This is a genomic window from Ramlibacter sp. G4-7 (assembly GCF_057784995.1).
Genome location: NZ_JBYNTT010000027.1, coordinates 1 through 17297 on the forward strand (window position 1 = coordinate 1; position 17297 = coordinate 17297).

At 70.6% G+C, this 17297-nt stretch carries 17 protein-coding genes and 1 riboswitch; of the genes, 10 read left to right on the plus strand and 7 right to left on the minus strand.

Features of this window, described 5'->3' with window-relative positions:
- On the plus strand, positions 1-376 hold a 376-nt coding region (locus tag AC3EGR_RS24125), incomplete at its 5' end, for a c-type cytochrome (protein ID WP_488549076.1).
- A gap of 45 nt (positions 377-421) precedes the next feature.
- On the opposite strand, the gene AC3EGR_RS24130 is transcribed toward AC3EGR_RS24125, so the two are convergent.
- Complete coding sequence (locus tag AC3EGR_RS24130; protein ID WP_488549077.1) at positions 422-964, minus strand: DUF2946 family protein; 543 nt, start codon at positions 962-964, stop codon at positions 422-424.
- 24 nt (positions 965-988) lie between these two features.
- Positions 989-1747: a sulfite exporter TauE/SafE family protein gene (locus tag AC3EGR_RS24135; RefSeq protein WP_488549078.1), complete on the minus strand. Its 759-nt coding sequence runs from the start codon at positions 1745-1747 to the stop codon at positions 989-991.
- Between the two features lie 414 nt (positions 1748-2161).
- Here AC3EGR_RS24135 and AC3EGR_RS24140 point away from each other — a divergent pair, with 414 nt between their 5' ends.
- Both AC3EGR_RS24140 and AC3EGR_RS24145 read left to right on the plus strand, forming a co-directional pair.
- Positions 2162-3220, plus strand: a complete 1059-nt coding sequence (locus AC3EGR_RS24140) for a hypothetical protein (protein WP_488549079.1) — start codon at positions 2162-2164, stop codon at positions 3218-3220.
- 7 nt (positions 3221-3227) lie between these two features.
- Positions 3228-4037, plus strand: a complete 810-nt coding sequence (locus AC3EGR_RS24145) for a hypothetical protein (protein WP_488549080.1) — start codon at positions 3228-3230, stop codon at positions 4035-4037.
- Here AC3EGR_RS24145 and AC3EGR_RS24150 read toward each other — a convergent pair.
- The 3 genes from AC3EGR_RS24150 to AC3EGR_RS24160 are packed head-to-tail and all read right to left on the minus strand — an operon-like array spanning position 4034 to position 9055.
- Entirely contained in the window at positions 4034-5662 is a 1629-nt protein-coding gene (locus AC3EGR_RS24150; RefSeq protein WP_488549081.1) for a GMC family oxidoreductase, read from the minus strand. The genes AC3EGR_RS24145 and AC3EGR_RS24150 overlap by 4 nt on opposite strands.
- A 41-nt stretch (positions 5663-5703) precedes the next feature.
- Positions 5704-7245, minus strand: a complete 1542-nt coding sequence (locus AC3EGR_RS24155; RefSeq protein WP_488549082.1) for a CoA-acylating methylmalonate-semialdehyde dehydrogenase — start codon at positions 7243-7245, stop codon at positions 5704-5706.
- 28 nt (positions 7246-7273) lie between these two features.
- Complete coding sequence (locus AC3EGR_RS24160) at positions 7274-9055, minus strand: acyclic terpene utilization AtuA family protein (protein WP_488549083.1); 1782 nt, start codon at positions 9053-9055, stop codon at positions 7274-7276.
- Positions 9056-9156: 101 nt separating this feature from the next.
- Between AC3EGR_RS24160 and AC3EGR_RS24165 the strand changes: the two genes are divergently transcribed.
- Genes AC3EGR_RS24165 through acuI form a run of 6 tightly spaced genes read left to right on the plus strand, consistent with a single transcriptional unit; the run spans position 9157 to position 14245 of the window.
- Entirely contained in the window at positions 9157-10275 is a 1119-nt protein-coding gene (locus AC3EGR_RS24165; protein WP_488549084.1) for an MlaE family ABC transporter permease, read from the plus strand.
- A complete protein-coding gene (locus AC3EGR_RS24170) occupies positions 10275-11093 on the plus strand; it encodes an ABC transporter ATP-binding protein (RefSeq protein WP_488549085.1) in 819 nt (272 codons plus the stop codon). Before AC3EGR_RS24165 ends, AC3EGR_RS24170 begins: the two co-directional genes overlap by 1 nt.
- A gap of 20 nt (positions 11094-11113) precedes the next feature.
- On the plus strand, positions 11114-12067 hold the full coding sequence (locus tag AC3EGR_RS24175) for an MlaD family protein (RefSeq protein ID WP_488549086.1): 954 nt from the start codon (positions 11114-11116) through the stop codon (positions 12065-12067).
- A complete protein-coding gene (locus tag AC3EGR_RS24180; protein ID WP_488549087.1) occupies positions 12064-12687 on the plus strand; it encodes an ABC-type transport auxiliary lipoprotein family protein in 624 nt (207 codons plus the stop codon). Before AC3EGR_RS24175 ends, AC3EGR_RS24180 begins: the two co-directional genes overlap by 4 nt.
- Positions 12688-12699: 12 nt before the next feature.
- Positions 12700-13251, plus strand: coding sequence for a Crp/Fnr family transcriptional regulator (locus AC3EGR_RS24185; RefSeq protein ID WP_488549088.1), 552 nt, complete (start codon positions 12700-12702; stop codon positions 13249-13251).
- A gap of 13 nt (positions 13252-13264) precedes the next feature.
- Positions 13265-14245 (plus strand): acrylyl-CoA reductase (NADPH), encoded by a 981-nt coding sequence (acuI, locus tag AC3EGR_RS24190; protein ID WP_488549089.1) that lies wholly within the window; start codon positions 13265-13267, stop codon positions 14243-14245.
- A 147-nt stretch (positions 14246-14392) separates the two neighbouring features.
- On the opposite strand, the gene ribB is transcribed toward acuI, so the two are convergent.
- Positions 14393-15031 carry a 3,4-dihydroxy-2-butanone-4-phosphate synthase gene (gene ribB, locus AC3EGR_RS24195; protein ID WP_488549090.1) on the minus strand — a complete coding sequence of 213 codons (639 nt, stop codon included), beginning with the start codon at positions 15029-15031 and terminating at the stop codon, positions 14393-14395.
- Between the two features lie 102 nt (positions 15032-15133).
- A riboswitch (FMN riboswitch) is annotated at positions 15134-15280 on the minus strand.
- A 78-nt stretch (positions 15281-15358) separates the two neighbouring features.
- Between ribB and AC3EGR_RS24200 the strand changes: the two genes are divergently transcribed.
- Positions 15359-16306 carry a DMT family transporter gene (locus AC3EGR_RS24200; protein WP_488549091.1) on the plus strand — a complete coding sequence of 316 codons (948 nt, stop codon included), beginning with the start codon at positions 15359-15361 and terminating at the stop codon, positions 16304-16306.
- A gap of 84 nt (positions 16307-16390) precedes the next feature.
- On the opposite strand, the gene AC3EGR_RS24205 is transcribed toward AC3EGR_RS24200, so the two are convergent.
- A complete protein-coding gene (locus AC3EGR_RS24205) occupies positions 16391-17296 on the minus strand; it encodes a 5'-nucleotidase (protein WP_488549092.1) in 906 nt (301 codons plus the stop codon).
- Position 17297 lies beyond the last annotated feature (1 nt).

Genomic DNA, 17297 nt, shown 5'->3' on the forward strand with positions numbered 1-17297 from the left:
TGCTGCCGGTGCTGCTGCCGGTGCTGCTGCCGCGCCCGCCGCCGCTGCTGCGCCTGCCGCCGCGCCGGTCGCGGTTGCCGCCGCCACGCCGGCTCCCGCTGCCGCGCCTGCGGCTGCCGCGGCCCCGACCGCCGCTGCCGGCAACGGCCAGCAGGTCTACAACACCGTCTGCATGGCCTGCCATACCGCGGGCGTGGCAGGCGCGCCCAAGCTCGGCGACAAGGCCGCGTGGGCGCCCCGCGTCGCGCAAGGCCTGCCCGCGCTGTACAACTCCGCCCTCAAGGGCAAGGGCGCCATGCCGCCCAAGGGCGGCAGCCCGGCGCCGGACGCCGACATCAAGGCCGCCGTGGACTACATGGTGAGCGCCGCCAAGTAAGCGGACCGCGCACGAGAAAAAAAGCCGGCCTTGCGCCGGCTTTTTTCATGCTTCCGCGCGCGTGATCGGCCGCCCTTGCGCGGGGTTGCGCACGAAGCCGTAGCGTCCCGGCAGGTCTTGCGCGTGCACCTCCTGCGGCTGCCAGCGTCCGGACTCGATCGCATCGGAGGCCTGCACCATGTCCTGCGTGTGCACGAGGCCGATGCCCAGGTCCGTCTCGAGATAGACGCGGCCGCTCTCGTCGACCAGGCACGCCCGCGGCTGCGCCGGCGCGCCGGTGTGGCTGCTGACGCTGCCGTCGTCCGCCAGCCGCCAGATCCACGGCGTGGCCTGCAGCTCCACGTACACGCGCTGGGGCCCGTTCTGGAAGAACCACTGACCCTGCTCGTCGCGCTCGTAGTTGCGGTGGATGAAGGCGATGAGCTTGTCGTGCCGCAGCAGCGAGCCCTTCGCCTGGGGGAAGGGCCCGGCCAGCTGCACGCGATCGTCGCGCATGTACCAGTTGCCGCGCTCGTCGAGCGCGAGCCACCCGTAGCAGTGGGGCACGTTGGGCCACTTGGCCATGGCCTGGCGAACGATGTCGTCCATGCCGGCGATTATCGGCGCGTCCGCTCAGCGCAGGAAGGCGTCGTAGCCGGTCTTGCAGATGAGCGCCGACACCACCAGGATGAACACGATGCGCACGAAGGATGCGCCGTGCTTGAGGGCCAGGTGGGTGCCGACCAGGCTGCCGGCGACGTTGGCGATGGCCAGCACGACCGCGTACTGCCACCACACATGCCCTTTGAGTGCGAACAGCAGCAGCGCGGCAAAGTTGGTGGCCGTGTTGAGCAGCTTGGCGGCGGCCGAGGCGTTGAGGAAGTCGTACCCGAGCAGGCGCACGAACAGGAACACGAAGAAGCTGCCGGTGCCGGGGCCGAAGAAGCCGTCGTAAAAGCCCAGCAGCAGCCCGATCGCGCAGGCCACCGCCGTCTGGGTGCGGCCCGCCAGGCGCGGCGCATGGTCGCGGCCCATGTCCTTGCGCACGAGCGTGTACAGGAGCACGCCCAGCAGCACGACGGGCAGCAGCTTGCGCAGGAAGCCGGAGGGCAGCACGGTCACCGCCCACGCGCCGAAGAATCCGCCGACGAGTCCCGCGAGCGCGGCCGGCAGCAGGGCCGGCCAGTGCATGTCGACACGCCGGCTGAACTGGCGCGCGGCGAAGGCGGTGCCCCAGATGGACGCGGACTTGTTGGTGCCGAAGAGTGTGGCCGGATGCGTGGTCGGGAACACCGCGAACAGCGCGGGCACCAGGATCAGGCCGCCGCCTCCCACGATCGCATCGACGAACCCTGCCAGCACCGAGGCCAGCGACACCAGCAACAACTCCATTGCGTCGATTGTCGCAGTTGGTGCACCAGGCCTTCGGCGACCCGGCCGCCCAAAGAAAAAGCGCCGCGAATGCGGCGCCTTGGAGGGGGTTCGGCCCGCTTTTGCGGTGCCGCGCTGGTCTTCGAATTCTGTGCGGGGTTTGTCTCCTCGGTCCCTCGTTCCGTCTTGCCTTGGGGGGCGCGACGCGAGTGCAAGGACTCTAGCAGTGCGCACGATCGCGGTGCATCGGGACTTTCCCGCCTCGCGCCTGCCCACTTCGTGGCCCTCGCACGCAACCTTTCTGCTGCATCGTGGTGCGGAACCTACGCTTTATATGTGCGTATGTCACTCCTTTGGGCAAGCACAAGCGGATTCCTTAACCTCGACGGTAAGCTGCGCGCGTTGACTGGAACCCTGATGGGAGAGGAGAACTTCATGCAGAACATTTCCATGCGCCACGCGCTGCTCGTCATCCCCGCCATGCTGCTGGCCGCCTGCGGCGGTGGTGGCGGCGGCGGCGGCGGCGCCGCTGCCCCGGCCCCCAGCGGTTCGACCGCGGTGGCTTCCACGCTGGTCATTTCCGCCGGCAACTCCAAGCCGGTGGCCGCCGACGGCCTCGATGCGACGACCAACTCCGGCAGCGGCTCCGCGGGCGCGAGCCTCGTGACCGGCGTGCAGGTCACGGGCGGCAACGGGGACGCGGCTCCCGTGAAGCTGTCCTCCGTGGCGATGGTGCTGGCCTCCAAGGCTGCGCAACGCACCGCGCTGGCCACGGGTGTGGCCGTCAACGAGTCGGGCGCCTGCAGCCTCGGCGGCACCATCAGCATCACCGGTGAAGTCTCCGGCGGCTCCGCCCTCGTGGCCGGCGACCGGCTGACGATCACCGCCACCAACTGCGTGGAAACCGTCGACAACGTCGCCTCCACGATGTCGGGCATCCTGAGCCTGAAGGTGAACTCCGGCAGCTTCAACCCGGACTCGCAGACCTTCCCCAAGCAGATCTCGATGACGCTCACGCTCAACGACCTGCGGGTGCAGAGCGGCGGCATCAGCAATGCGTCGACCGGTGACATGACCATCGACCTGGTGCAGAGCGCGCAGGCGGCCTCGCGCAGCACCCTGTCCGGCACCTCGATCGCGAACACGGTCAGCGGCAGCGGCGTGCCGCGGACCTCGACCCTGAAGAACTACAGGATCGTGCAGGAGACGGTCGGCACGCAGACCTCGATCAACATCGCGGCCGCTTCCGTGATCACGACCAACCCGAGGCTCGGCGCGAACGTGGTTTACCAGCTCAGCACGCCCACGCCCATCGTCACCGAGCTGTCGGTCGTTGCGCGCGGCAGCGTCCGGATCACCGGCGTGAACTCCGGCCTGCTGCTGACGACCACCAGCTCGCCGAACAACTTCACCCTGCAGGTGGATGCCAACGGCGACGGCACGTACGAGTCCTCGTCGACCACGACGACGGCCGAACTGCGCGACCTGCTCTGACGTGCGCTTGACCAGCTCTGCGCAGCGCGGCGTCGCCGCGACTGCGCTGGCGCTTTCCGTGCTGGGGAGCGCAGGCAAGGCGGCGGCGCAGGCCGCCGTTTTCACGTGGGACGTGTCGGCCGGCGCCATGCACCGGCGGCTCGTCGAGCGCGCCGACGACGGCCGGCAGCTCGTGAAGGAAACCGGGCCCATGCTGCGCCTGTCGCTGGCCGGCCAGGTGAACCTGTCCAGCGGCGGCGCGCTGCGCGGCGAGCTGGCTGCTGCCGGCGGCGAGCTCGACTACCAGGGGCGGACCCAGGGCGGCGTCCCGCTGAACACCGACTCGCGCCACCGCGACCTGGAAGCCACGCTGGCCTGGCGCCCGTTCGCGCCTGCCAACTGGGGCGAGGGCTGGATCGTGCTGCGCACGCTGCAGCAGCGCCGGCAGATCGCGTCGACGCCCACGGTGGGCGGCCTGGACGAGACCGCCACGCTGGTGCTGCCCGGCATCCGCTGGGTCGGCGATTTTCAGGCGGCTTCCTGGCGCCTGCGCCCCTCGTTCGAGCTGCGCACCAGCGTGCATCACAGCGTGGACGTGGACTATCGCGGCGTGTTCGACGCGCAGGAACTCGATGGCGGCCACCGCGACGAGCTGCAGCTGGGGGTCGAGGCGTCCGCGGCCGGTTCGCCCTGGAGCTGGTCGCTCGCCTGGACGCGCGCACGGCAGAAGGCCAGCGACACCGACACCGTGCGCCGCGCCGGCGTCGCCGTCGGCACGGTGCGCCAGCCGCGCATCGAGATCGACGACGTGATGCTGAGCGTGCGCCGCAGCTTCTAGGCCGCGTCGCGCACGATCCACTCCGCGGCCTTCTCCGCCATCATCAGCACCGGCGAGTTCGTGTTGCCGCTGGTGATGGTGGGCATGGCCCCGGCGTCGACGACGCGCAGGCCGGCGATCCCGCGCACGCGCAGCCGCGCATCGAGCACCGCGTTCGGGTCACCGTCCGGCCCCATGGCCGTCGTGCCCACCGGGTGGAAGATGGTGGTCGCGATGTCGCCCGCCAGCCGCGCGAGTTCCTCGTCGCTCTGGTACTGCGGGCCGGGACGCCACTCCTGCGGCTTGTACCGGGCCAGCGCGGGCTGTGCCGCGATGCGCCGCGTGACGCGCAGCGAATCCGCCGCGACCCTGCGGTCCTCCGGCGTGCTCAGGTAGTTCATCGTGATCGCCGGAGCGTCCTCGAAGCGCGGGCTGCGGATGCGCACCCAGCCGCGGCTGGTGGGGTTCAGGTTGCAGACGCTGGCCGTGAACGCGTTGAAGCCGTGCAGCGGCTCGCCGAAGGCGTCCAGGCTCAGGGGCTGCACGTGGTACTCGATGTTCGGGTAAGGCTGGTCGGGGGCGCTGCGCGTGAAGGCGCCCAGCTGCGAAGGCGCCATGCTCATGGGGCCGCTGCGCTTGATCGCGTACTCCATGCCGATCTTCGCCTTGCCCCACCAGCTGTTGGCCAGCGTGTTCAGGGTCGTCACGCCGTCGACCTTGTAGACGGCGCGGATCTGCAGGTGGTCCTGCAGGTTGGAGCCGACACCGGGCAGGTCGTGCACCACCGCGATCCCGTGCTGGTGCAGCAGCGCCGCGGGCCCGATGCCGGAGAGCTGCAGGATCTGCGGCGAGCCGATGCTGCCCGCGCACAGCAGGGTCTCGCGCGCGGCCTGCGCCTTCAGCAGCTTCTGGCCGCTCCAGACCTCGGCGCCGGTGCAGCGCTTCGTGCCGTCGGGAAGCGTCTCGAACAGCAGGCGCGTCACGTGCGCGCCGATCCACATCTCGAAGTTGGGACGGCCGTAGCAGGCCGGCCGCAGGAAGGCCTTGGCGGTGTTCCAGCGCCAGCCGTTCTTCTGGTTCACCTGGAAGTAGCCGACGCCCTCGTTGTCGCCGCGGTTGAAGTCCTCGCTGTGCGGGATGCCGGCCTGCTGCGCCGCCTGCGCGAAGGCGTCCAGGATGTCCCAGCGCAGGCGCTGGCGCTCCACCCGCCACTCGCCGCCGGCGCCGTGCAACGGGTCCGCGCCCTTGTAGAAGTCCTCGTGCTTCTTGAAGTGCGGCAGGCAGTTGTCCCAGCTCCAGCTCTCGTCGCCCACATGGCGCGCCCAGCCGTCGTAGTCGCGCTTCTGCCCGCGCATGTAGATCATGCCGTTGATGCTGGAACAGCCGCCCAGGGTCTTGCCGCGCGGATAGCGCAGCTTGCGGCCGTTCAGGCCCGAGTCTTCCTCGGTGTAGTACAGCCAGTCGGTGCGCGCGTTGCCGATGCAATAGAGATAGCCGACCGGAATGTGGATCCAGTGGTAGTCGTCCTTGCGCCCCGCCTCGACCAGCAGCACGCGCCTGCGCGGATCCGCCGAAAGCCGGTTCGCCAGCAGGCACCCCGCCGTACCGCCGCCGATGATGATGTAGTCGAACGCCGTGTCGCTCAATTGTCGTCGTCTCCCCCGCGCCCCGGCGGTGAATGTCTTGGCTACTGCGCCGTCGGCATCACGAACTCCGCGCCCTTGCCGATCGAATCGGGCCAGCGTTGCATGATCGACTTCTGCTTGGTGTAGAAGCGCACGCCTTCCTCGCCGTAGGCGTGCATGTCGCCGAACAGGCTCTTCTTCCAGCCGCCGAAGCCGTGCCATGCCATCGGCACCGGGATGGGCACGTTGACGCCCACCATGCCCACCTGCACGCGGCGAGAGAACTCGCGGGCCGTGCCGCCGTCGCGGGTGAACAGCGATACGCCGTTGCCGTACTCGTGGGCGTTGATCAGGTCCACGGCTTCCTTCAGGTCCCTGGCGCGCACGCATCCGAGCACGGGTCCGAAGATCTCTTCCCGGTAGATCTTCATGTCCGGCTTCACGTCGTCGAACAGCGTGCCGCCGATCCAGAAGCCGGCGTCGCAGCCGGCGCCGGCCATCGCGCCCTGGAACTTGCGGCCGTCGACGACCAGCTTCGCGCCTTCCGTCTCGCCCTGGGCGATGTAGCCGGTGATGCGCTGGTGCGCCACGTTGGTCACGATGGGCCCCATCTCCGCGTCCGGCTCCGTGCCGTTCTTCACCTTGAGCGTCTTGGTCCGCTCCGCCAGCTTGCCCATGATCTGGTCCGCGGCATCGCCCACCAGGATGCCGACGGAGATCGCCATGCAGCGCTCGCCGGCGGAGCCGAAGGCCGAGCCGATCAGCGCGTCCACCGCCTGGTCCATGTCCGCGTCGGGCATCACCACCATGTGGTTCTTGGCACCGCCCAGGGCCTGCACGCGCTTGCCGTGCCTGGCGCCGGTCTCGTAGATCTTCTGCGCGATCGCGGTGGAGCCCACGAAGGAGACCGCCTTCACGTCCGGGTGCTCCAGCAGCGCGTCGACGGCGTCCTTGTCGCCCTGGACGACGCTGAACACGCCATCGGGCAGGCCCGCTTCCTTGAGCAGTTCGGCCATGCGGATCGCCGGGGTCGGGTCCAGCGGGCTGGGCTTGAGGATGAAGCAGTTGCCCGCGGCGATCGCCACCGGGTACATCCACATCGGCACCATCACCGGGAAGTTGAAAGGCGTGATCCCCGCCACCACGCCCAGGGGCTGGCGCATCGTCCAGTTGTCGATGCCGGTGGAAACCTGGTCCGTGTAGTCGCCCTTGAGCAGCTGCGGGATGCCGCAGGCGAACTCCACGATGTCGATGCCGCGCGTGACCTCGCCCTGCGCGTCGGTGAAGACCTTGCCGTGTTCGGCGGTGATCATCCGAGCCAGTTCGTCGCGATGCCTGTTCAGCAGTTCCAGGAACTTGAACATCACGCGCGCCCGCCGGATCGGCGGCGTGTCCGCCCAGGCCGGGAAGGCGGCCTGCGCGGAGGCGACGGCCTGCGCGACTTCCGCGGCATTGGCGAGCGCGACGCGGCCCGTGACCTGCCCGGTGGCGGGATTGAACACGTCGCTGCGCCGGCCGCTCTGGCCGGGCACGAGGCGGCCGCCGATCCAGTGTTCGATGGAGGCCTGCGTCGCGGCCGGACGGTTCTTGTCGGGAGCGTTCATGGGTGGGTCCTTCGGAGAGAGGGTCAGTCTACCGCCAGCCCGGCGGCACCGCGACGGGCATGGCCAGGAGGATCTGCGCCATGCCCTTGCCGAGCGGGTCGTTGCGCAGCGACGCCATGCCGCCGCCGTCGAGCGCGTCGGTACACAGAAAGTTCATGGCGTGGATGCCGGGCACGTCGTAGCGCAGCACTTCGCCTGCGACGAGGTGGCCCAGCCACGCCTTCACATGCTCCGGCGTGAGCTGCCCGCGCAGCCAGGGCAGCCACTCGGGCCGCCGGGCGATGACGCCGATGTTGGAGTGGTTGCCCTTGTCGCCGCTGCGCGCCCACGCAAGCTGCAACAGCGGCACCTGCGGCCAGTCGGCGCGGGGCAGCACCGCGTCCACGGCCGGCACCGGCTCCGGCGGCGGCACCGGCGACTGGCCGGTGGGCACGCGCACGGCCTGCGTCTCGCCGCCCATGTGCAGCTGCGGCTTCAGCAGGCCCTTGTCCACCAGGAAGGCGAACTGGCAAATCGCCGGCGACGGGCTGGGCCGTCCGCCGGCACCCGTGGTGCCGGGCGACCAGCTCGTGCCCGCCGGGGCGATCTCGCGCGCGAACAGTTCCAGCGCCTCCTTCTGCGGATGCATCACGGCCACCTGCAGCACGGCCTCGCGCACGTCCTGCGTGCGCGCGTGCGGCCCGTAGTTGGCCAGCTCCGCGCCGAGCACCTCGATGCGCGTGCGGGTGTAGGGCAGCCAGCGCCGCTGCACGAAGAGGTCGCGCGTGCGCGCCAGGATGGCCTCGCCCGTGCGCTGCGCCTTGCGCGCCGCGTCGAAGCCCACGATGGTGAGCTGTCCCGTGCAGCGCCAGCCGTCCATGAAGGTGGCCGAGACCTTGTACTGCGGCCCCGGCGGCAGGCCGCGCGCGCCGGTGACGCGCACGCGCTGCTCGCCCAGATGCTCCAGGCGCACCCCCGTGAAATCGCAGCTCACGTCCGGCAGCAGGTAGCGGCGGGGATCGCCGATCTCGTACAGCATCTGTTCCGCGACGACCGCGGTGTTCACCAGGCCGCCGGTCCCGTTCGGCTTGGTCACCACGAAGCTGCCGTCGCCGTGGCACTCCACGATCGGGTAGCCGATGTGCGCCCAGTCCGGCACCTGTTCCCAGTCCGTGTGCAGGCCGCCCGTGGCCTGGCAGCCGCACTCGATCACGTGGCCGGCGAGGCTGCCTTGCGCCAGCCGGTCCCAGTCGTCTTCGCGCCAGCCGTACGCATGCATCAAGGCGCCCAGCGTCACGGCACTGTCCACGCAGCGGCCGGTGACCACCACCTGCGCGCCCGCCGCCAGCGCGTCGCGGATCGGCAGCGCGCCCAGGTAGGCATTGGCGGTGAGCAGGCGCTCCGGCAAGGACGCCCCGCTCTGCAACTCGCGCACCCCCAGCTCGCGCAGCTGCGGCACGAGCGGCAGCACGTCGTCGCCGGTCACCACCGCGACCTTCAGGGCCACGCCTTGTTCGGCGGCGAGGGCCTGCAGCGCCGCGGCGCAGGCCTGCGGGTTCACGCCGCCCGCATTGCTCACGACCCGCGTGCCCCTGGCGACGACGTCCCGCAGGATGGCCTTCATGGTCACCTGCACGAAGTCCGTCGCGTAGCCCAGGGCCGCGTCCTTGCCGCGCGCCGCGGCCAGCAGGGACATGGTCAGTTCGGCCAGGTAGTCGAACACGAGGTAGTCGACGCCCGCGGCCACCAGCTGCGGCGCGCCCACGCTGCTGTCGCCCCAGAAGCCCGAGGCGCCCCCGATGCGGATCGTGCGGTCCGTGTTCAGCGTCATCGCCGGTCTCCTTCCGCAGCCGTTATACCTTCGGGCCGCGGCGGCCCGTTCTCCTACACGACAGGACGTGGCTCTGCCGTTACGATGCGCCCCTGTCAGCCATGACCGATGCCACGCCCCGCTTCGAACATGCGCCTGCGCCCCAGGGGCGGGCCATCCGCCTGCTGGGCGAGTGGACCGCCGCGCAGTTCGCCAACGGGCGCCTGTTCCGCGAGTTGCGGCGCACCCTCCCGCGCCCGGCGGCCGGGCAGGGCTGGGACCTGCGCCAGGCGGCGCAGCTGGACCACGTCGGCGCCCAGATGCTCTGGGACCACTGGGGGCAGCGCTGGCCCGAGCAGCTGGAGCTCCTGCCTTCGCAACGGACCATCCTGGAGCGGGTCGCCGAATTCACCTGCCGGCCGGAGCGGCCGGCGCGCCGGGGCCTGTGGGAGTGGTACCTGGCCTTCGGCGCGGGCACGCTGCGCGCGCTGGGCCACGCCAAGGACTTCATCCGCCTGATCGGCCAGCTGACGCTGGACCTGCGCGAGCTGGCGCGCGCCCCGCACCGCGCGCCCTGGCGGGACTTCTCCGGCCACCTGTACCACATCGGGGCGACGTCCCTGCCGATCACGGCGCTGGTGGGCGGGCTGATCGGGGTGGTCCTGTCGTACCTGACCGCCCAGCAGCTCAAGCAGTTCGGCGCCGATGCGTACATCGTCGACATCCTGGGCATCGCCCTGATCCGCGAGCTCGGTCCCATGCTGGCAGCCATCCTGATCGCGGGCCGGTCCGGCTCGGCGATCACGGCGCAGATCGGCGTCATGCGCGTGACGGACGAACTGGACGCGATGCGCGTGATGGGGATCTCGCACACCTATCGGCTGGTCATGCCGCGCGCGATGGCCTTGTCGATCGCGATGCCCCTCATCGCCGGCTGGACCACGGTGGCCGGCCTGATCGGCGGCATGATCGCCTCCCAGCTGTCGCTGGGCATCAGCTTCATCTTCTTCCTCAAGGCACTGCCGGCGGCGGTGAGCCTGCCCAACCTGGTGCTGGGCATGAGCAAGTCGGTGGTGTTCGGCATCCTCATCGCCCTCATCGGCTGCCACTTCGGCCTGCGGGTGCAGCCCAACACCGCGAGCCTGGGCGAAGGCACCACGGCCTCGGTCGTGACGGCGATCACCATGGTGATCCTGGTGGACGCGCTGTTCGCGATCCTGTTCAGCAGCGTCGGCATCTGATGGCCAACCACACCCTGTCCACCCTTCCGCCCGACGGACCCGTGGTCGAGATCCGCCACCTGTCCTCCGTCTTCAACCTGCCGGACCGCAAGCTGGTCGTGCACAAGGACCTGAGCCTCACCGTCGAACGCGGCGAGGTGCTGTCCATCGTCGGGGGCTCGGGGTCCGGCAAGACCGTGCTGCTGCGGCAGATCCTGGGCCTGGAGCGGCCCGCCGGCGGCGAGGTGCGCATCATGGGCCAACCGGCGGAGGCGCTGTCCCGCCACGGAGCTTCCAGCCGGGTGGGCATGCTATTCCAGCACGGGGCGCTGTTCTCCGCGTTCACCGTGCTGGAGAACGTCGCCTTTCCCCTGCGCGAGCTCAAGACCCTGCCGGCCCGCCTGATCGAGGAAGCGGCGATGGTGAAGCTGCAGATGGTGGGCCTCAAGCCGGGCGACGCGGCGAAGATGCCGTCCGAACTGTCCGGCGGGATGATCAAGCGCGCGGCGCTGGCGCGGGCCTTGATCATGGACCCGCCGCTGCTGCTGCTGGACGAGCCCACGGCGGGGCTGGACCCCGACAGCTCGGACGGCTTCGTGCGCCTGCTGCGCTCGCTGCACCGCGACCTGGCGCTCACGGTGGTGATGGTCACCCACGACCTCGACACCTTGTTCGAGCTGTCGACGCGCATCGCCGTGATTGCCGAGCAGCGCGTGATCGTCGCGGCCCCGCCGCGCGAGGTGGTCGCCTTCCGGCATCCCTTCATCGAGGAGTTCTTCCTCGGCGAGCGGGGCCAGCGGGCGATGGAACTGCTGCGCGAATTCCCCTTCGCGATCTGAAGACGAGGTAGAAACACACCATGGAAAACAAGGCCCATGCCCTGGCCGCCGGCATCTTCGTCGCGCTGCTCAGCGCGCTGGTGCTGGGACTGGCTGCCTGGCTCACGCGCGAGACCGGCGTGCGCGACGTCTACGAGATCTCCACCAAGGAGACGGTCACCGGCCTGCAGGAGCAGGCGCCGGTGCGCTTTCGCGGCGTCGACGTCGGCAAGGTCACGCGCATCGGCTTCGACCCCAAGGCCACGGGCGCCGTGCTGGTGCGCATGGAGGTCGACCGCGACACGCCGCTGACCACCGACACCTTCGCCACCCTCAGCTACCAGGGCGTGACGGGTCTGGCCTTCGTCCAGCTCGCCGACAACGGCAAGCCCGCGCCCAGGCTGGCGCCCAACGACGAAGTGCCGCCGCGCATCCCGCTGCACCCCGGCCTGCTGTCGCGGCTGGAGGAAAAGGGCGAGGCGATCCTCGAGCGCGTGGAGGAGGTGACGCAGCGCGTGAACAACCTGCTGAGCGACCCGAACCAGAAGCGCATCGCGACGGCGCTGGAGGACATCAGCCGCGCCGCGACCGGAACGCAGAAGCTGGTGGCCAACGTGGACAAGACCGTGACCCAGCGGCTGGACCCCGCGCTCGCCCAGTTCACGGTCACCTTGCGCGGCGCCCAGCGCGCGGTTGACGAGATCGGCGGCACCGCCGCGGAATTCCGGCAGACCGCGCAACGCCTGAATGCGCCGGGCGGCGCCATCCAGCGCGTGACCGACGGGACGGACGCGCTGGCGCAGACCATGGAAACCTTCAGCGCCGGCACCCTGCCGCGCCTGAACCGCGTGGCCGACGAAACCACGCGCACCGTGCGCACCCTGAACCGCTCGATCAACGACCTCACCGAGAACCCCCAGATGCTGATCTACGGCGATGGGCCGGCGCAGCCCGGCCCGGGCGAGCCGGGCTTCCGCAGCGGAGGGCGGCCATGAAGCGGCGGACCTTCGTGGCGATCGGCGCCGCCGCGCTCGCGGGCTGCAGCGCCTTGCCGGAAAAGCCCAAGGGCCGGCAGACCATGTACGACTTCGGCCCGGTGCCGGCGGCGGAAACCCCGGCGACCTTGTCGCGCGCGGCGCTCGTGCTGCCGGAGGTGGAGGCCGAAGGCATCCTGGAGACGCCCGCGCTGCTGTACCGGCTTGGTTACGAAGACCCGTTCCAGCTGCGCCCTTATGCGCTGGCGCGCTGGAGTGCGCCGCCGCCGCAGCTGCTGCGCCAGCGCCTGCGCGAGGTGCTCGGGCGCGAACGGGCCGTGCTGGACAACGCCTCGGCGGCGGCGCTGGTGCGCCGGGGCGCCGAGCGTCCGCCGGTGCTGCGCGTCGAGCTGGAGGAGTTCAGCCAGATGTTCGACTCGCCCGCCGCCAGCCGGGGCATGCTGCGGCTGCGCTGCACGCTGCTGGAGTCGCGCGGGGGCGGCGAGCGCCTGGTGGCCCAGCGCGGCTTCGCCCTGGACCGCCCGGCGCCGAGCGCGGACGCGCCCGGCGGCGTGCGCGCGCTCACAGCCGCCGTCGATGCGGCGGCGCTGGACATCGCGCGCTGGCTGCAGCAACCCTGAGGCACGACGGCCATGGGCACCATCGAGGAGCAGATGCGCACCGCGGGGCTGGAGGTGACGGGCTGCTGCGAGCGGCTGTCCAAGTGGCCGGGGCTGCTGGAACACAGCGCGCTGCTGGAGGACTTCAAGCCGGACGAAGCCGACGTGCTGGGCGCCCTCATGCTGCACGTCAAGGCCAAGCCCGGCCAGATGCTGATCACCGAGGGCGACGTCGACGACTGGATGATGCTGCTGCTGCGCGGCACCGTGGACGTGGGCAAGCGCATCGGCCTGGACGCGGAACGGGAAGTGCGCGGCGACAACACGCGCCTGGCCGTGCTCCGCCCCGGTGCCGTGCTGGGCGAGATGTCCATGTTCGACGGCGAGCCGCGCTATGCGAGCTGCTGGGCGCTGAGCGAAGTCGAGGCCGCGGTGCTGGATCGTGCCTCGGTCGCGCGCCTGATCAAGTCGCGGCCGGAGATCGGCGCCAAGCTGCTCGTGAAGCTGACGCAGCTGCTGGCGCAACGCCTGCGCAACACCAGCAGCCAGCTGGTCAAGGTCCTGCGCCAGCAGACCACTACGTAGAGAGGAGAACCCCATGTTCCAGGCACTGGTGCTCGAGAAGGAACCCGCGTTCCGCGCGGAAGTGCGCTCCGTCGACGACGGCTTCCTGCCCGAGGGCGACGTCACGGTGGCCGTCGACTATTCGACGATCAACTACAAGGACGCGCTGGCCATCACCAACAAGTCGCCGGTGGTGCGCAGCTGGCCGATGGTGGCCGGGATCGATGGCTCGGGCGCGGTGCTGGAAAGCAGCGCGCCGGGCTGGAAGGCCGGCGATCCCTTCGTGCTCAATGGCTTCGGCGTGGGCGAGACGCACAAGGGCTGCCTCGCGGCCAAGGCGCGCCTGAAGTCGCAGTGGCTGGTGCGCCGGCCCGCGGCGCTGGACGCACGGCAGGCGATGGCGATCGGCACCGCGGGCTACACCGCGATGCTGTGCGTGATGGCGCTGGAGCGGCACGGGCTGCGCCCCGGGGACGGCGAGGTGCTGGTCACGGGCGCCACCGGCGGCGTCGGTTCGGTGGCGGTGGCGGTGCTCGCGCAGATGGGGCACCGGGTCGTCGCGGCCACCGGCAAGGCCGCCGAGGCGGACTACCTGAAGGCGCTCGGCGCGTCGGCCGTCATCCCCCGCGAGGAGCTCTCCGCACCCGGCAAGCCGCTGCAGAAGGAGCGCTGGGCGGGCGTGGTCGATGCGGTGGGCAGCCACACGCTCGCCAACGCCTGCGCGCAGGTGCGCTACGGCGGCGCCGTCGCGGCCTGCGGCCTGGCGCAAGGCATGGACCTGCCCGCGACGGTCGCGCCTTTCATCCTGCGCGCGGTCGCGCTGCTCGGCGTCGACAGCGTGATGGCGCCCATGCACCTGCGCGAACAGGCGTGGCATCGGCTGGCGCGCGACCTCGACCCGAAGCTGCTGGAGAGGATGACGACGGAAGTCGGGCTGGGGCAGGCGGTGGAGGCGGCCCAGAAGCTGATGGCGGGGCAGGTGCGGGGGCGGATCGTGGTGAAGACGAAGGGCTAGCGCGTCGCGGCGGTGGGGTCACCGTCCGCGGCTGGTCGCCGCGCCACCCGCGCGTGGTTTGCGCGGGGCGGCGGCGTGTTCACGCGTCGCGTGGTGTCTTGCAGGGTGGTGGTGAGCCAGCGAAGCGGCGAACCCCACCGGCCCGCGTCAAACCCCTGCGCGGTACTTGCGAATCGCCTCCACCGTGGTGCACAGCAGACCGTTGTCACGCGCGAACCTTGCGACTTCGTCGCCGCGCGCCATGGTCCCGTCGGGATTCATCAGCTCGCACAGCACCCCCGCCGGCTGGCAGCCGGCCAGCTCCGCCAGGTCCACGGCCGCCTCCGTATGGCCCTGGCGTTCCAGCACGCCCCCGGCCTTCGCCACCAGCGGAAAGACGTGACCCGGGCTGACGATCTCGCTGCGTTCGAGCGTGCTGCGCAGCGCGCACTGGATGGTCTGCACGCGGTCGGCGGCGGAGACGCCCGTGCTGATGCCGAACGCCGCCTCGATCGATTGCGTGAAGGCGGTCGCGTAGCGCGAGCGGTTCACCTCCACCATCGGGCGCAGCTTCAGCGCGCTGGCGTGCTCCGGGCGGATGCACAGGCACACGATGCCGCTGCCCTCGCGGATCAGCATGGCCATGGTGGCCGGGGAGATGCGGTCGGCGGCGACGATGAGGTCGGCCTCGTTCTCGCGGTCGGCGTCGTCGAGCACGAGCACGGGTTCGCCGGCGGCGATGCGCGCGAGCACATCGGGCACGGGGCTGAGCGCGATCGCGCTGGGAGAGAGGGTGGCGGTGGTCATGAAACGCTCCTGTTGGTGGACAAAGGCGCTCCAAGGCGGCAAGAACGCACGGGCCGTCCCTCGCGGGCAGGCTCGCGCAGCAACGCGCCACCCTGCGGCGGCGCGCATCTTCTTCCATCCGGACTGTGACCGTCGGCCCCGGCATTCGACCGGGTCTGCTGACCCCCGCACGGGTGCGGGGCGCTCGCGGGCTCGCGGCTTGCGCCGCCTACCGCCGGTGGGGAATTGCACCCCGCCCTGAAGACCCGCACATCTTAGGAGAGGACGGACGTCCTTGCTGGCGGCCCAGTCACCGGGGCGTCAGCCTGCCGCCCTATAGTCGGCGCCATGGGGAGAAGCGCACAGCCCGCCGCCCGCGGCAAACGGCACCGGTTCGTGCGGCATGCAGCCGTGGCGCACTGGCGCGCCGGGCGCCTCGCCGCGACGCCGCGCGCGCTGCTCTGGTCGGCGGCTTCCGGGCTGTTGTTCGTGCTGCTCAACACCGTCATGCGCGGCCTGTCGATCGCGCTCGATCCCTTCCAGACCCAGTTCCTGCGCTACCTGATGGGGTTCTTCGTGATGCTGCCGCTGGTGCTGCGCAGCGGTGTGGCGGCGTACAAGCCGCACAACACGCTGGGCCAGTTCACCCGCGGCGCCGTCCACACGATCGGGCTGTGCATCTGGTTCACGGCCATCCCGCACATCAGCATCGCCGACACCACGGCGATCGGCTTCACCGGCCCGATCTTCATCATGCTGGGCGCGGTGCTGGTGTTCAAGGAGCCGATGCGCTGGGAGCGCTGGGTGGCGGCGGGGCTGGGATTCGCCGGCGTGCTGATCGTGGTCGCGCCCAAGCTCACCGGCAGCGGCGGCCTGTACAACCTGGTGATGCTGGCCTCGGCGCCGGTGTTCGCCGCTTCCTTCCTCATGACCAAGGCCCTCACGCGCTACGAGCGCACCGAGGTGATCGTGGTGTGGCAGGCCATTTCCGTCACGCTGTTCTCGCTGCCGCTGGCCTTGCTGCACTGGCAGTGGCCCAGCGCGGCGCAGTGGGCGTTGTTCCTCCTGTGCGGCCTGCTGGGAAGCGCCGGCCACTACTGCCTGACCAGTTCCTACGCCGCGGCCGACATCTCCGCGACGCAGTCCGTGAAGTTCCTGGACCTGGTATGGGCGACGACGATCGGCTGGCTGGTGTTCGCGGATGCGCCCAGCCAGTCCACCTTGATCGGCGGCGTGGTGATCTGCGGGTCGACGATCTGGATCGCGCGGCGGGAGGCGCGGGGACCGCAGGGGTAAGCGAGGGCGGGCCGTGCTGCGAAGTTGCACGGTGGCGCGGCGCGGTCGCGGACGGTGCGCGACCGCGAACCCCACCGCCTCCCCTCAATTCAGCACATTCGCGATCCCGGCCGCCACATGCCCCGACGGCACGTGCAGCGCCGCATGCGCCACATGCCGGGTCTGGTCGTCGAAGAAGAAATCCGGCTCGAACTCGCGCAGGAACTCGCCCTTGGGCAGCCCGCCCAGGAACATGGCCTCGTCGACGTGGATCTTCCAGTCCATCAGCGTGCGGATCGCGCGCTCGTGCGCCGGGGCGCTGCGGGCCGTGACCAGCGCGGTGCGGATGCGCATCCTGGCATTGCCGGCGTTCTGCAGGCGGTGCAAGGCGGTCAGCAGCGGCTTGAACGGGCCATCGGGCAGCGGCTGCGCCGCCTTGGTCAGCTCGTGCTCCTGGAAAGCCTGCAGGCCGCGCGCCTGGAACACCTGTTCCGCCTCGTCGGAGAACAGCACCGCGTCGCCGTCGAAGGCGATGCGCACTTCGTTCGGGTAGCTGTCGTGGGCCAGCACCGACTCGGTGAGCACGCGCGCGGCCGGAAAGCCCGCGGCAAGGGCGCCGCGCACGTCATCCTCGTTGGCCGACAGGAACAGCGTCGCCTTCAGCGGCCGCAGGTAGCCGAAGGGCGAACGGCCTTGCGTGAACACGCCGCGCTGCAGCTGGATGTCGTTGGCCTGGGCCGAGCGGAACACGCGCATGCCCGAGACCGGATCGTTGCGCGAGAGCACGACCACTTCCACCCGTTGCGCGCCGGCGTCGTTGAAGGCGAGCAGCTTGCGCACCAGCGAGAAGGCGATGCCGGGCGCGGCGGGCACGTCCAGCCGCTGCAGCTGCAGCCGCATGTAGCCGTCCGCGTCGCCGCTTTCGAAGACGCGGTTCTCCTCCTCGAAGTCGAACAGCGCCCGCGAGGAGATCGCGACCACCAGCTTGTCGTCCAGGGACATCGCAGCCATG